18 protein-coding genes are annotated in these 14056 nt (G+C 67.8%); all 18 read left to right on the plus strand.

The window, feature by feature from the left end; genetic code table 11:
* Positions 1 to 37 precede the first annotated feature (37 nt).
* Positions 38 to 835, plus strand: a complete 798-nt coding sequence (locus CIW53_RS05075; RefSeq protein WP_149363617.1) for a M48 family metallopeptidase — start codon at positions 38 to 40, stop codon at positions 833 to 835.
* 105 nt (positions 836 to 940) lie between these two features.
* Complete coding sequence (locus CIW53_RS05080; protein ID WP_149363618.1) at positions 941 to 1267, plus strand: YXWGXW repeat-containing protein; 327 nt, start codon at positions 941 to 943, stop codon at positions 1265 to 1267.
* A 199-nt stretch (positions 1268 to 1466) separates the two neighbouring features.
* Positions 1467 to 2570 (plus strand): Glu/Leu/Phe/Val dehydrogenase dimerization domain-containing protein, encoded by a 1104-nt coding sequence (locus tag CIW53_RS05085; RefSeq protein ID WP_149363619.1) that lies wholly within the window; start codon positions 1467 to 1469, stop codon positions 2568 to 2570.
* A gap of 311 nt (positions 2571 to 2881) precedes the next feature.
* On the plus strand, positions 2882 to 3151 hold the full coding sequence (locus tag CIW53_RS05090; protein ID WP_197736626.1) for an acyl carrier protein: 270 nt from the start codon (positions 2882 to 2884) through the stop codon (positions 3149 to 3151).
* A 19-nt stretch (positions 3152 to 3170) separates the two neighbouring features.
* Complete coding sequence (locus CIW53_RS05095; RefSeq protein ID WP_149363620.1) at positions 3171 to 3944, plus strand: glycosyltransferase family 2 protein; 774 nt, start codon at positions 3171 to 3173, stop codon at positions 3942 to 3944.
* A 79-nt stretch (positions 3945 to 4023) separates the two neighbouring features.
* Entirely contained in the window at positions 4024 to 5250 is a 1227-nt protein-coding gene (locus CIW53_RS05100) for a beta-ketoacyl-ACP synthase (RefSeq protein WP_149363621.1), read from the plus strand.
* Complete coding sequence (locus CIW53_RS05105; RefSeq protein ID WP_149363622.1) at positions 5250 to 6539, plus strand: beta-ketoacyl synthase N-terminal-like domain-containing protein; 1290 nt, start codon at positions 5250 to 5252, stop codon at positions 6537 to 6539. The genes CIW53_RS05100 and CIW53_RS05105 overlap by 1 nt, the downstream gene beginning before the upstream one ends.
* On the plus strand, positions 6536 to 7276 hold the full coding sequence (locus CIW53_RS05110) for a beta-ketoacyl synthase chain length factor (protein ID WP_149363623.1): 741 nt from the start codon (positions 6536 to 6538) through the stop codon (positions 7274 to 7276). Before CIW53_RS05105 ends, CIW53_RS05110 begins: the two co-directional genes overlap by 4 nt.
* On the plus strand, positions 7237 to 8040 hold the full coding sequence (locus CIW53_RS05115; protein ID WP_242451776.1) for a lysophospholipid acyltransferase family protein: 804 nt from the start codon (positions 7237 to 7239) through the stop codon (positions 8038 to 8040). Before CIW53_RS05110 ends, CIW53_RS05115 begins: the two co-directional genes overlap by 40 nt.
* The gene (locus tag CIW53_RS05120) at positions 8037 to 8333 is read left to right on the plus strand and encodes a phosphopantetheine-binding protein (RefSeq protein ID WP_242451777.1); all 297 of its coding nucleotides are present in this window, start codon (positions 8037 to 8039) and stop codon (positions 8331 to 8333) included. Before CIW53_RS05115 ends, CIW53_RS05120 begins: the two co-directional genes overlap by 4 nt.
* Positions 8321 to 8869, plus strand: a complete 549-nt coding sequence (locus CIW53_RS05125; RefSeq protein WP_149363624.1) for a hypothetical protein — start codon at positions 8321 to 8323, stop codon at positions 8867 to 8869. Before CIW53_RS05120 ends, CIW53_RS05125 begins: the two co-directional genes overlap by 13 nt.
* Positions 8866 to 9495 carry a hypothetical protein gene (locus CIW53_RS17880; RefSeq protein ID WP_242451778.1) on the plus strand — a complete coding sequence of 210 codons (630 nt, stop codon included), beginning with the start codon at positions 8866 to 8868 and terminating at the stop codon, positions 9493 to 9495. The genes CIW53_RS05125 and CIW53_RS17880 overlap by 4 nt, the downstream gene beginning before the upstream one ends.
* Positions 9488 to 10486 (plus strand): glycosyl transferase, encoded by a 999-nt coding sequence (locus tag CIW53_RS05135; RefSeq protein ID WP_149363625.1) that lies wholly within the window; start codon positions 9488 to 9490, stop codon positions 10484 to 10486. The genes CIW53_RS17880 and CIW53_RS05135 overlap by 8 nt, the downstream gene beginning before the upstream one ends.
* The gene (locus CIW53_RS05140; protein ID WP_149363626.1) at positions 10458 to 10883 is read left to right on the plus strand and encodes an acyl-CoA thioesterase; all 426 of its coding nucleotides are present in this window, start codon (positions 10458 to 10460) and stop codon (positions 10881 to 10883) included. The genes CIW53_RS05135 and CIW53_RS05140 overlap by 29 nt, the downstream gene beginning before the upstream one ends.
* A gap of 45 nt (positions 10884 to 10928) precedes the next feature.
* Positions 10929 to 11648: a class I SAM-dependent methyltransferase gene (locus CIW53_RS05145; RefSeq protein WP_149363627.1), complete on the plus strand. Its 720-nt coding sequence runs from the start codon at positions 10929 to 10931 to the stop codon at positions 11646 to 11648.
* Positions 11648 to 12853, plus strand: a complete 1206-nt coding sequence (locus CIW53_RS05150; RefSeq protein WP_242451779.1) for a beta-ketoacyl-ACP synthase — start codon at positions 11648 to 11650, stop codon at positions 12851 to 12853. The genes CIW53_RS05145 and CIW53_RS05150 overlap by 1 nt, the downstream gene beginning before the upstream one ends.
* Positions 12850 to 13311 carry a hotdog family protein gene (locus CIW53_RS05155; RefSeq protein ID WP_242451780.1) on the plus strand — a complete coding sequence of 154 codons (462 nt, stop codon included), beginning with the start codon at positions 12850 to 12852 and terminating at the stop codon, positions 13309 to 13311. The genes CIW53_RS05150 and CIW53_RS05155 overlap by 4 nt, the downstream gene beginning before the upstream one ends.
* Positions 13308 to 14036, plus strand: a complete 729-nt coding sequence (fabG, locus tag CIW53_RS05160) for a 3-oxoacyl-ACP reductase FabG (protein WP_149363629.1) — start codon at positions 13308 to 13310, stop codon at positions 14034 to 14036. The genes CIW53_RS05155 and fabG overlap by 4 nt, the downstream gene beginning before the upstream one ends.
* The last annotated feature ends 20 nt before the right edge of the window (positions 14037 to 14056 follow it).

Genomic DNA, 14056 nt, shown 5'->3' on the forward strand with positions numbered 1-14056 from the left:
GTATGCTCGAACCACCACCGTCATCAGGGAATCACGCATGAAATATCGCCATCTGCTCGCATCACTGGCCGCCGCGTTGCTGGCCGGCTGCGTCACTTCGCCGACCGGTCGGTCCCAGCTGATGGTGGTGTCGGACAGCCAGATGAGCCAGATGGGGCTGACCGCGTTCAACGACATGCGCAAGCAGGGCAAATTCGTCGATGCGCCGCGCGAACGCGCCTACGCGACCTGCGTGTCGCGCGCGCTGATCGCGGTGCTGCCACCGCCGTGGAACACGCAGCAGTGGGAGGTCCAGATCGTGGGCGACGACACCGCCAACGCGTTCGCCCTGCCCGGCGGCCGGATCGGCGTGAACAAGGGCATGTTCAAGCTCGCCAGCAATCAGGATCAGCTGGCCGTGGTGCTGGGGCATGAGCTGTCGCACGTGGTCGCCAGGCACGGTGCCGAGCGCGTCTCCGACAACATGGCCACCCAGGCCGCGGTGGCGGCCGGCACCATCTACGCCGGCTCGCGCGGCACCAATGCCGGTTACGTCGCGGCGGCGCTCGGCCTCGGCGCCGAGGTGGGCATCCTGCTGCCGTTCTCGCGCACCCAGGAAAGCGAAGCCGACACGCTCGGCCAGCGCTACATGGCGCAGGCCGGTTTCGACCCGCGCGCGGCGGTGACGCTGTGGCAGAAGATGGGCGCGCAAGGCGGCAGCAAGCCGCCGGCGTTCCTGTCCACCCATCCGTCTTCCGGCAACCGCGCGCAGGCGTTGAACCAGCAGGCGCAGCAATTGCTGCCGGTGTACGAGAAGGCGCGCAGCAGCGGCCATGCGCCGAATTGCCATATGTAATCTCCGGCCCGTGGCTGAACGAGCCGGCCCGGCAGGTCAACTGCCGGCGTGTTCCGTCGTTTCCGGTCATGCCTGCCGCATGGTGCGGCGCTGACGGAGACCCACATGAAAAACACGTTGCCCCTCAAGCTGGCTTTGCTCGCCGGAATCGGCCTGACGTTCGTCGGCGCGACCTATGCGCCGCCTGCAGCGGCCCGGGTTTCGGTGGGCATTGGCGTCAGTGTCGGGCCGCCACCACCGCGTTTCGAGCGTGTGCCGCCGCCGCGCCGCGGTTATGTCTGGGCGCCGGGCTACTGGCGCTGGGACGGGCATCGTCACATCTGGGCCACAGGACACTGGGTGCATGTCCGGCCGGGCTACCGCTATGCGCCGGCACACTGGGTGCATGGGCGCCACGGTTGGCGGTTTCGTGAGGGTCATTGGCGTCGCTGACGCCGAGCCCGTCCACAAGCGGTTTGCTGCGCCGCATCACCATGTCATGGGATGAAGTATTAAACTTCGCGCTTTGATTCTCGCCCCGGCCTCGGTCGGGGCGATGAGTTTCCGGCGTTTTCATACCTTGGCTGGGCTCGCTCCCCGCCGCCCCTCTGCAGATGCCCACCGGCACCGTAATCATGGAGTCACCGTTCCAATGATCTTTGAAACCATCGCCAACACGGGTCACGAAGAAGTCGTCTTTTGCCACAACAAGGACGCCGGCCTGAAGGCCATCATCGCGATCCACAACACGGTGCTGGGCCCCGCGCTCGGCGGCCTGCGCATGTGGCCGTACAAGACCGAGCAGGAGGCAGTGAACGACGTGCTGCGCCTGTCGCGCGGCATGACCTTCAAGAACGCCGTGGCCGGCCTGAACCTGGGCGGCGGCAAGGCGGTGATCATCGGCGATCCGAGCAAGGACAAGTCCGAGGCGCTGTTCCGCGCGTTCGGCCGCTTCGTCAACTCGTTGAACGGCCGCTACATCACCGCCGAGGACGTCGGCATCGACGTCAACGACATGGAATACGTGTTCCGCGAGACCGAGTACGTGACCGGCGTGCACCAGGTGCATGGCGGCTCGGGCGACCCGTCGCCGTTCACCGCCTACGGCACCCTGCAGGGCCTGATGGCCGCGCTGCAGTTCAAGCACGGCAACGAGGACGTGGGCAAGTACAGCTACGCGGTGCAGGGCTGCGGCCATGTCGGCGGCGAGTACATCAAGCTGCTGCGCGAACAGGGCGCCAAGGTGTTCGTCACCGACATCAACAAGGAAGCGGTGCAGCGTTGCGTCGACGAGCTGGGCTGCGAAGCGGTCGGCCTGGACGAGATCTACGACGTCGACGCCGACGTGTACTCGCCGTGCGCGCTGGGCGGCACCGTCAACGAGCAGACCATCGACCGGATCAAGGCCAAGATCATCTGCGGCCCGGCCAACAACCAGCTGGCCACCGACGAGATCGGCGACGAGCTGCAGCGCCGCGGCGTGCTGTATGCGCCGGATTACGCGGTCAACGCCGGTGGCGTGATGAACGTGTCGCTGGAAATCGACGGCTACAACCGCGAGCGCGCGATGCGCATGATGCGCACGATCTATTACAACCTCGGCCGCATCTTCGAGATCAGCAAGACCGAGAACATCCCGACCTACAAGGCCGCCGATCGTCTCGCCGAAGAGCGCATCAGCGCGATCGGCAAGATCAAGCTGGCCCACATGGGCAACAACGGCACCCGCTTCCAGGGCCGCATGCGCGGTCAGTAAGCTGCACGATGGACACACGGAGCCGCCAGGAAGGTCTCTGGCGGCTCTTTTGTTTGGGCTGCCGAAACGGCGTCGCATGGCGGACGCCGGCATCGGTTCTGCTACACTTCCACACGATTATTCGTGTATAAGCCATTGCCTTGAAAGGGCAAGGTCACCAGGGGCCCGCTTCGCGGGAAGATCGGCTCAGGCCGATCGTCGAGCTCGAAACCCACGGTTTCGAAAAACACAGGGGATGTCGGTTTCGGTGCCATCGAGCCCGGTGCAGGCGCCCCCCAAGCACACGCATGGATTGGGCAGGCGGACGAGTTATGAGCACGATGATGGCAGCAGGGATCAGCGACGAGAACATCCTTGACAGGCTCAGGGAAGTACTTCGGGACACCTTCGAGATCGATCCGGCGCGCGTCACCCCTTCGGCGCACTTGTTCACGGAACTGGAACTGGACAGCATCGATGCGGTGGATCTGGCGATCCAGGTGCAGGAAATGACCGGCATGCGCATCAAACCCGAGGATTTCAAGAGTGTGCGCACCGTGGGCGACGTGGTCGCCACCGTGCACACCCTGCTCGCCCGCTGACGTTGCCCGGCTGCACCCCATGTCAGCGACGGCCGAACGCTTCGCCCCCTGCGCACTGATACCGATCTACAACCACAAGGACACGATCGCCCGCACCGCGCAGGCACTGCGCGCGCAAGGCCTGCCCGTGGTGATCGTGGACGACGGGAGCAACGCGGCCACTCGCGAGGTGCTCGATGCGCTGGTCGGCGAAGCCGGCGACATCCAGCTGCTGCGTCTGCCGCACAACCAGGGCAAGGGTCGCGCCCTCACCGCCGGCTTGCTGGCCGCGCGCGACCGTGGCTACACCCACGCGCTGCAGATCGACGCCGACGGCCAGCACGACACCGACGACGCGCCCCGATTCATTGCCGAAGCACAGGCACACCCGCAAGCCATGATCTGCGGCCGCGCCGTCTACGACGACAGCGTGCCGCGTGCGCGCCTGTACGGCCGCTACCTCACCCACGTCTGCGTGTGGATGGAAACGCTGTCGCTGGCGATCGACGATTCGATGTGCGGCTATCGCCTGTATCCGCTAGCGGAAACCTGTGCCGAGATCGCCCGGGCACCGCTGCCGGCACGGATGGATTTCGACACCGAGATCGCGGTGCGGCTGTGCTGGCGCGGCGTGCCGGTGCGCAACCTGCCGACCCGTGTGATCTACCCGGAAAACGGCCTGTCCCACTTCCGCATGCTGCGCGACAACCTGCGCATCACCGCGATGCACACGCGGCTGCTGCTCGGCATGCTGCCGCGCGCGCCCGCCTTGCTGCGGCGACGGCACCGACGGGAACCCGCATGCGCCACCTGATCCCCGCCCCGACCCGGCCGTCGCGCGCCGCGCCGTCGCCCGGGCTCATCGTCCCCACCACTTTCAGGAAACCCCAGCGATGAAGCGCGTGGTGATCACCGGCATGGGCGGCATCACCGCGCTCGGCCACGACTGGGCACGGATCGAGGCGCGCCTGCGCGAAGGCCGCAACGTGGTTCGGCGCATGCATGAGTGGGACTACTTCGACGCGCTGAACGGCCGGCTCGGCTGCCCGGTGGACGATTTCCGCGTGCCCGGCCACTGGCCGCGCCGGCTGACCCGCTCGATGGGCCGCGTGGCGCAACTGGCAGTGGCCGCCAGCGAACATGCGCTGCGCGATGCGGGCCTGCTCGACGACGAGATCATTCGCGACGGCCGGATGGGCGTGGCCTACGGTTCGTCCGGCGGCAGCATCGAGCCGGTGCGCGTGGTCGGCAGGATGCTCGATACCGGTTCGATGCAGGGCGTCACCGCGACCAGCTACATCCAGATGATGGCGCACACCACGGCGGTGAACGTGGGCGTGTTCTTCGGCCTCAAGGGGCGTGTCATCCCCACCTCCAGCGCGTGCACCTCCGGCAGCCAGGCGATCGGCTACGGCTACGAGGCGATCCGCTACGGCAGGCAGGCGATGATGCTGTGCGGCGGTGCGGAGGAATTGTCCGGCCCCGGCGCGGCGGTGTTCGACACGCTGTTCGCCACCAGCACGCGCAACGACGAACCGACGCTGACGCCGCGCCCGTTCGACCGCACGCGCGACGGCCTGGTGGTCGGCGAAGGCGCCACCACGCTGGTGCTGGAGGAGTACGAACACGCCAGGGCGCGCGGCGCGACGATCCACGCCGAGATCGTCGGCTTCGGCTGCAATTCCGATGGCAGCCACATCACCCAGCCGACGCGCGAAACGATGGCAGTGGCGATGCAGCAGGCGCTGGACGACGCCACATTGCCGGCCAGTGCGATCGGCTACGTCAGCGCCCACGGCACCGCGACCGATCGCGGCGACGTGGCCGAGAGCCACGCCACGGCGTCGGTACTCGGCGCGCGCGTGCCGATCAGTTCGATGAAGAGTTACGTCGGCCACACGCTCGGCGCCTGCGGCGCACTGGAAGCGTGGTGGGCGATCCGCATGATGCGGGCCGGCTGGTTTGCACCGACGATCAACCTGCGCGACGTCGACCCGGAATGTGCCGAACTCGACCACATCACCGGCGACGGCCGCGACATCGACACCGACTGCGTGATGAGCAACAACTTCGCTTTCGGCGGCATCAACACCTCGCTGATTTTCAGGGCGTGCGACTGATGCCGGCACGCCTGCTCGACGCGCGCGGCCTGCCACGCGTGGTGGTGACCGGCATGGGCGTGGTCAGCTGCCTCGGCAACGGCCGCGCGGCCATGCTCGATGCGCTGCGCAACGGCCGCAGCGGGTTGCGCGCGATGGACAGTTTCGCGCGGCGCGGGCTGAACGCCCGGGTCGGCGGCCCGGTGGATATTTCCGAGCTGCCCGAACCGCCGCGCAAATTGCGCCGTTTCCTCGCCGAGCCGGCGTTGTACGCGTGGCACGCGATGAGCGAGGCGATCGAACAGGCCGGCTTGTCGAGCGCCGCCCTGCAGGGGGATGGCTGCGGCCTCGTGCTCGGCGGCGGCGCATCGTTGAACGAATACGAGGCGGGCCTGAACGCCTATCGCGAAAAAGGCATCGGCCGCCTGTCGCCGTTCTTCGTGCCGCGCGGCATGAGCAGCGCGTTGTCGGCCACGCTCGCCAACGCGTTCGGCATCCGTGGCGTCGCGATGACGGTAAGTTCGGCGTGTACCAGCGCATCGCTGGCGATCGGTCACGCGATGGAATTGATCCAGCTGGGCCGGCAGCAGCTCGTGCTGACCGGCGGCAGCGAAGAACTGTTCGAAGGCACCGCGACCTGGTTCGACGCCATGGGTGCGCTGTCCACCGCCAGCGCCGCACAACCCCAGCTGGCCTCACGCCCGTACGACCGCAACCGCGACGGTTTCGTGCTGGCCGCCGGGGCCGGCATGCTGGTGCTGGAGTCGCTGGCGCACGCGCAGGCACGTGGCGCGACCGTGCTCGCCGAGCTGACCGGCTACGGCGCCAGCACCGATCCGGCCAGCATCGTCGGCCCCGGTGCCGACGGCATTGCACGCGCGCTGCGCCAGGCGCTGCCGCCGATCGACACGACGCGGGCGGGCAGCCACCCGGCCGACGCGCTGCCCGACTACATCAACACGCACGCCTGTTCCACGCCGCTGGGCGATGCGGAGGAATGGAAGGCGATCGCCGCGGTGTTCGCCGAACGCCACGCACCGGTGCCGCCGCTGTCGTCGATCAAGGGCCTCAGTGGCCACGCACCGGGCGCAGCCGGCGCACTGGATGCGATCGCCTGCCTGCTGATGATGGAGCATGGCTTCATCGCGGCCGGCAGCCCGGTGCTCGCATCCGACCCGGACTTCGCCGAGGCGCCACTGGTCACCCGGACGCATGCGCGGCAGCTCGACAGCGTGCTGTCCAGCAATTTCGGCTTCGGCGGCAGTTGCGCCGCACTGCTGTTCCGGCGTCATGCGGAGAACGCGGCGTGACCGCGCTGCGCATCGAGCAGTGGCGTGCATGGGCACCGGGTCTGGACAGCCCGCAGGCGTGGCAAGCCTGGGCGCAGGCACCAGCCATCGTGCCCGATCGGCAGGAGCAACCGGAATGCGCGTCCCTTCCGGCGATGCAGCGGCGCCGATTGAGCCGGTTGGCGCGGATGACGATGGAAGTCGCCTCGCCGCTATGCGCCGACGACGAACAACTGCCGTTCGTGTTCGCCTCGCGTCATGGCGAAACGACGCGCACGTTTTCCCTGCTCGGCGAAGTCGCGGACGAGCAGCCGTTGTCGCCGACCCAGTTCGGCTTGTCAGTGCACAACTCGATCGCCGGGCAATGGTCGATCCTGCGCGGCCAGCGCGGCGAGTCGGTGGCCATCGCCGGCGAAGCGGACACGTTCGAACACGCGATGCTGGAAGCCGCCGCCATGCTGGCGGCTGGCGCGTCGAGCGTGCTGGCGGTGGTCGCCGAGGAAATGCCGCCGCCGGCTTACACGCCGTGGATCGACGATGTACCGTTCTCGTATGCTCTGGCCCTGCGCGTGGGGAACGTCGATGCTTTCGCGGATGAGTCATCGGACTGGCAGTTGCGCCTGAACCGGCACGACGGTGGCGACGAACGATGCCCGTGGCCGCATGCGCTCGACTTTCTGCGCGCGCTGCATACGCGGGCGCATTCCCTGGAACATGTATGGAAGACACGCCGATGGAACTGGCAGCGCACCCGCTGACCCGGCGTCGCGACGCGTGGCTGTGGCGGCTGTTTGCCACCGGCGCCAGCTTCGTGTTCTTCGGCATCGGGGGCCTGGTTCTGTGCGTGCTGGTGCTGCCCCTGCTGGCAATTTTGCCCGGCGGCGCGGTGGCGCGCAGGCGTCGTGCGCGCGCGGCGATCAGCCGTGCGTTCTACCTGCACATGCAGTTCATGTATCGCACGCGCGTGCTGGATTTCCGCATCGACGGCGCCGACCGGCTCGGCCGCCCCGGGCAGCTCATCATCGCCAACCATCCTTCGCTGATCGACGTGATCTTCCTGATCGCGCAGATCCGCGACACCAATTGCGTGGTCAAGGCCAGCCTGTGGAACAACCCGTGCATGCGCGGCGCCGTGAGCGCGGCGCAATACATCAGCAACAACGGCAGCCCGGAAATGCTCGAACAGGCGGCCGAAGTACTGCGCGAAGGGCAGTCGCTGGTGGTGTTTCCCGAAGGCACCCGCACCACGCCGGGGCAGCCGCCACGATTCCACCGGGGTGCGGCGGCGATCGCGTTGCGCGGCGCGCGCCTGATCACGCCGGTATTCATCTCAGTCACGCCCACCACGCTGACCAAGGCCGAGCCGTGGTATCGCATCCCGGATCGGCGCGTCGTCGTGGCGCTGCGGATCGGCGATGACATCGACCCTTCGTCATTTGGCGATGCGCCGCTGCCGATCGCATCGCGTCGGCTGAACCGGCATCTGCACCAACTTTTCCTCGAGGAGCTCGACCCGTCGTGAACACACCGGATACCGCCGTGGGACGCGAAGCGCTGGAGCACGAGATTGCCCGGCTGATCATCGATACGCTGAATCTCGAACACCTCACCCCGACCGACATCCCGGCGGAGCAGCCGCTGTTCGGCGACGGGCTGGGTCTGGATTCGGTGGACGCGCTGGAACTGGCGCTGGCACTGCAGAAGCAGTACGGCATCCGCATCGAATCGGACGTCAAGGATGCGCGCCGGCATTTCGCCACGATCGCCACCCTTGCCGCCTTCGTCGAATCGCAGCGGGCCGCATGCGCCGATTGATCCCCATCCTGCTGCCGCTGGCCGGGCTGCTGTATCCGTTTGTCGTGTACTACGGCATGGAAAAGGTGCCGCCACCGATCTTCGCACTGGTGCTCGGCGCGATCTGGCTGATCCGCGCACCCAGCCTGCTGCGCCAGCCCGGCGGCCGCTGGATGGTCGGCGCCGCGATCGCCTACTGCGCACTGCTCGCGTTCACCGGCGAGGCGATGCTGCTGCGCTGGTATCCGGCGTTGATCAGCGCGTTGCTGCTGGTGGCGTTCGGGCTCAGCCTGATCTACGGCCCGCCGTTCATCGAACGCATTGCGCGCATGCGCGAGCCGAACCTCCCGCCGGCGGCGGTGCGCTACACGCGCGCCGTCACCTGGATGTGGATCATGTTCTTTGCGTTCAACGGCAGCATGTCTGCCGCACTGACGCTGTGGGCGCCGCTGGCGTGGTGGACGCTTTACAACGGCCTGATCGCGTACTTCATCATGGGCGTGCTGTTTGCCGGCGAATGGCTGTTGCGCAAGCGCTTGCGCCGGAGCTTCGCGTGAATCCGGCCCGCGTGTCTGCCCATCTTGCCAGCCACCCGTGGCTGGCCGAGGCGCACGCGGGGAGTTCCGGTGCACTGTTGCTGCTCAACCCGTCCGGCCACGCCGCGCTGCGCCGTCACGGACGGGGCGCGTTGCTGGCCGACCTGCAAGACCACCTTGGCAAGCGGGCCTGCGACCCGGCGTACAAGCTGCGTCTGCTGGATGCGACGCCCGGTGAACTCAGCCTGCCGACCGTCGATCGCTGGCTGGATCTCGCGCGGCCCGACATGGCGATCGTGCTGGCCGAACATGAGCACGACGGGCACTGGATGCTGACTCTTCAGCTGCCGCTGGAACTGGTCCACTTCGACGACCATTTCCAGCGCGCGCCGGTGTTGCCCGGCGTGCTGCAGGCGGGCTGGGCGCTGGCACTTTCCGCGCCGCGGCTGGGTACGTCGATGCATTGCCGCGAGATGGAGGCGCTGAAATTCCAGCGCCTCCTGCGGCCCGGTGACCGCCTGGAACTCGGTTTGCGTTTCGAGCCCGATGCCGACGATGCCCAACGGGGCAAGCTGCATTTCGCGTATCACTTCGATGGCGCGCATTGCTCGTCCGGCCGCCTGCGGGTGGAGCGTGCCCATGGCTGATGTCGAGGCGCATGCGCAGCATTGGGCGGCGCAGAAGGAGCGCGGCAGCTTCTGGCTGATGAAGCTCACCGCACTGGCCCTGCGCCGGCTCGGGCGCCGACCGATGACGCCGGTGCTGTACCTGATCGTGCTGTACTTTTTCGTATCCGGGCGGCGCGCGCGTCGGCATGTGCGCCAATATCAGGACTACCTGGCCGCGTGGAGCGGCCGCGCCGACTTGCGCCCGCGGTGGGGCAGCGTGTTCGGCCAGTTCATGGCGTTCGGCGACAGCCTGCTCGATCGCCTCGACGTGTGGCGCGGCAAGCTGCCGCTGGACGAAGTGCAGTTAGACGATCCCAGCGGCATGCGCACGCGCCTGCTGAAAAGCCGCCAGGGCGGTCGCGGCGAAATCCTGGTCGGCACGCACCTGGGCAACCTCGATGTCTGCCGCGCACTGGCCGAGCTCGGGGAACAGGTGCCGTTGAACGTGCTGGTGCACACCAACAAGGTCGCGCACTTCAACCGTCTGCAGCACGAGGCGGGCGATCATCAGTTGCGGCTGCTGCAGGTCAGCGAGATGGATGCCGCACTGATGCTCGAACTGTCGCAACGGCTGGATCGCGGCGAGTGGCTCGCGATCGCCGGTGATCGCGTGCCGCTGCACGAAGGGCGCCGCGTGGTGGTGGATTTTCTCGGCCATCCCGCCGCCTTCCCGCAAGGCCCCTGGTTGCTGGCCGGGCTGCTGCGCTGCCCGGTCAACCTGATGTGCTGCCTGAAGATCGAGGGCCGCTACCGGATCAAGCTCGAGCCGTTCATCGACGCCCCGTCGTGGGAACGCGGCCGGCGCGAGGCGATCATCAAGGACTGGACGCAGCGCTACGCCGACCGGCTGGCGCAGCTGTGCCTGCTCGCGCCGCGTCAGTGGTTCAACTTCCACGCCTACTGGCAACCACCCGAACCATCCCCTTTGCCTGGAGAATCCGATGCGCGCGCGCGGCCCGCTGCACCATGAGATCGAGGTGACCGTGCCGTTTTTCGACGTCGATTCGATGAACGTCGTATGGCATGGCCACTACGTGAAATATCTGGAGATCGCCCGCTGCGCCCTGCTCGACCGCGTCGGCCACACCTATGCGCAGATGCAGGATTCCGGCTACGTCTGGCCGGTGATCGACGTGCAGCTGCGCTATGTGCAGGCGGCGCGTTTCGGCCAGCAGCTGCGCGTGCGCGCAGACCTTGTCGAATGGCGCAACCGGTTGAAGATCCACTACCTGATCAGCGACGCCCGGAGCGGCGAACGGATGACCCGCGCCAGTACCGTGCAGGTGGCGGTGAGCCTCGCCGACGGCACGATGCAGCTGGTATCGCCGCAGGTGATGATCGATGCCGTCGAGCGCCATCTCCCGTGAAACAGGCATGCCGCCCCTTTTCGTTCAACCCATGACGATCACGCCGTGAACTACGCCAGCCCCACTTACGTCGAGGAAACCCGCATCGGGTTTCGTTTCCTGAGCAGCTTCGTGTGGCAGCACCACGTGCTGCGTGTCGCCATCAACGACCTGAAGCGCCTGGTCGGCCAACCGCTGCCGCAAGGCGGCACGCTGCTGGATGTCGGTTGCGGCCAGGGCCGGTCGTTCCGGTTGCTGCAGGAGGCGTTCCAGCCGCAGCGACTGATCGGGCTGGATGCCGATCCGCGCAGCCTGGAGCTGTCGCGCAGCGAGGCGGAGAAAGAGCGCATCGCGGCCGAACTGATCGCCGGCGACTGCGCCAGCATCCACCTGCCCGACGCCAGCGTCGACATCGTGTTCTGCCACCAGACCTTCCATCACCTGGTCGAACAGGAGCGCGCGCTGGCCGAGTTCTGGCGCGTACTGAAACCGGGCGGTTACCTGCTGTTCGCCGAATCCACCAAGGCCTACATCGACAGCTGGGTCATCCGCTGGTTCTTCCGCCATCCGATGCACGTGCAGAAAAGCGCCGATGGCTACCTGGACATGCTGCGCCGGCAGGGCTTCCGCTTTGAAGATCGTCATGTGTCGCTGCCCTACCTTTGGTGGAGTCGCGCGCGCGATTTCGGCCTGCTCGAACGCTGGGGCGTGCGCAAGCCGCCGCCGCCGGGCCAGCGCGAGGAAACCCTGGTCAACGTCGCCGCGCGCAAGCCCGGCATCGCATGATGGCGTACCTCAACGCGCTCGGCGTGATCTGCACCCTCGGCGCGGGCAAACCGGTCGTGGCCGAGTCGCTGTTTGCCGGTGACGACGGCGGCCTGCGCGACGAGTGCGGCTGGGTACCCGCGCGCGCACTGCCGCTGGGCGCGGTGCGCACGCCGCTGCCGGCCGTGCCGGAAGCATTGGCGTCCACCCGCGACAACCGCGCGAACCGCCTGCTGCTGGCCGCCGCGCTGGAAATCGAAGGCGATATCCGCGCCGCCATCGCGCGCTTTGGCAGCACGCGCATCGGCGTGGTGCTCGGCACCAGCACCACCGGCGTCGAGCGGGCCACCGGCGGCATCGGGCGCCTGCGCCAGGACGGCGCCTGGCCCGCGGATTACCGCTACTCGGACCAGGAGCTGGGCGCGCCTGCCGAATTCCTCGCCGAATGGCTGGACCTGTCCGGCCCTTGCTACGGCATTTCCACCGCCTGCACCTCGGGCGCCCGTGCGCTGATCAGCGCGCGGCGACTGCTGCAGATGGACCTGTGCGACGCCGTGCTGTGCGGCGGCGTCGACACGCTGGCACGGCTGCCGATCAATGGCTTCCTCTCGCTCGAAGCACTCGATGCCGCGCGCTGCGAACCGTTCTCGCGCAACCGCCGCGGCATCAACATCGGCGAAGCCGCCGCGCTGTTCCTGATGACTCGCGAAGCCGGCCCGGTCGCCCTGCTCGGCGGCGGTGCCAGTTCGGACGCGTATCATATGTCGTCGCCGGACCCCGCCGGCGCCGGCGCACAGCAGGCGATGCGCGCGGCGCTGGCCGATGCCGGACTGGATGTCGGCGAGATCGCTTATCTCAACCTGCACGGCACCGCCACCGAGCACAACGACCGCATGGAAAGCCGTGCGGTCGCTGCCGTTTTTCCGCAAGGCGTGCCCTGCTCGTCCAGCAAATCGCTGACCGGCCACACGTTGGCCGCAGCCGGTGCGCTGGAAGCGGCGTTCTGCTGGCTGAGCCTGACCGATGATGTCGGTGCACACCGGTTGCCGCCGCACGTCTGGGATGGCGTGGCCGATCCCGAGCTGGCGCCGCTGTCCTTCACCCGAATCGGCGACCGCCTGCCGGCCAACCGTCCGCACCGGCTGATGAGCAACTCGTTCGCGTTCGGCGGCAACAACGCCAGCCTGATCCTGGGCCACGTCGCGACGACGGAGGGCGCAGCGTGACCTGGCCGATCGAATCACTGCTGCCGCACACTGGCGGGATGATCCTGCTGGACGCGGTGATCGAGGCCGAGGGAGAACGCGTCGCCTGCCGCCGCACGGTACGTCCCGGCGGCCTGTTCGAGGATGCCGACGGCAACCTGCCCGCGTGGTGCGGCGTCGAGCTGATGGCGCAATGCGTGGCCGCCTGGTCCGGCTGGCAGGCGAAGCGCGAGCAGCGCCCGGTGCGGCTGGGCTTCCTGCTCGGCACGCGCCGCTATCAGTGCGACGTCGATGCGTTCGCCGCCGGCAGCGAACTCGTCATCGAGGCCGTGCGCTGTTTTCACGACGACGAGGGCATGGCAATGTTCGCCTGCCGCATCGACGCACCGGGGGCACATGCCGAAGCACGCCTGACCGTGTTCAGCCCGCCCGATCCCGATGCCTTTCTCGCTTCCACCGTACAGGGTCAAGACGCATGACTGAAACCATCCTCGTCACCGGTTCCAGCCGCGGCATCGGCCGCGCCATCGCCCTGCGGCTGGCCCGCGGCGGCTACGACCTGGTGCTGCATTGCCGCTCCCGTCGCGACGAGGCCGAGGCCGTACGCATGCAGGTGCAGGCGCTGGGACGTGAGGCGCGCATCCTGCAATTCGACATCGCCGACCGCGCCGCCTGCGCCGAGGCGCTGACCGCCGACGTCACCGACCACGCGGCGTACTACGGCGTGGTCTGCAACGCCGGCCTCACCCGCGACGGCGCCTTTCCCGCACTGACCGGCGACGACTGGGACAGCGTGCTGCGCACCAACCTGGACGGCTTCTACAACGTGTTGCACCCGCTGATCATGCCGATGATCCGTCGCCGCGCTGCCGGCCGCATCGTCTGCATCACCTCGGTGTCGGGGATCATCGGCAACCGTGGGCAAGTCAACTACAGCGCATCGAAGGCCGGCGTGATCGGCGCGGCCAAGGCGCTGGCGGTGGAACTGGCCAAGCGCAAGATCACCGTCAACTGCGTGGCGCCAGGCCTGATCGATACCGACATGCTGGACCCCGAGGTGCCCGTCGAAGAGATCCTCGGCATGATCCCCGCCCAGCGCACCGGTACGCCCGACGAAGTCGCCGCCGCCGTGGAGTTCCTGCTCGGCGCGGACGCCGGCTACATCACCCGCCAGGTGCTGGCGGTCAATGGCGGGCTGTGCTGATTGAGGTCATTCACGATTTT

Origin of the sequence: Rhodanobacter sp. T12-5 (assembly GCF_008329435.1) — a bacterium.
Classification (GTDB): Bacteria; Pseudomonadota; Gammaproteobacteria; order Xanthomonadales; family Rhodanobacteraceae; genus Rhodanobacter.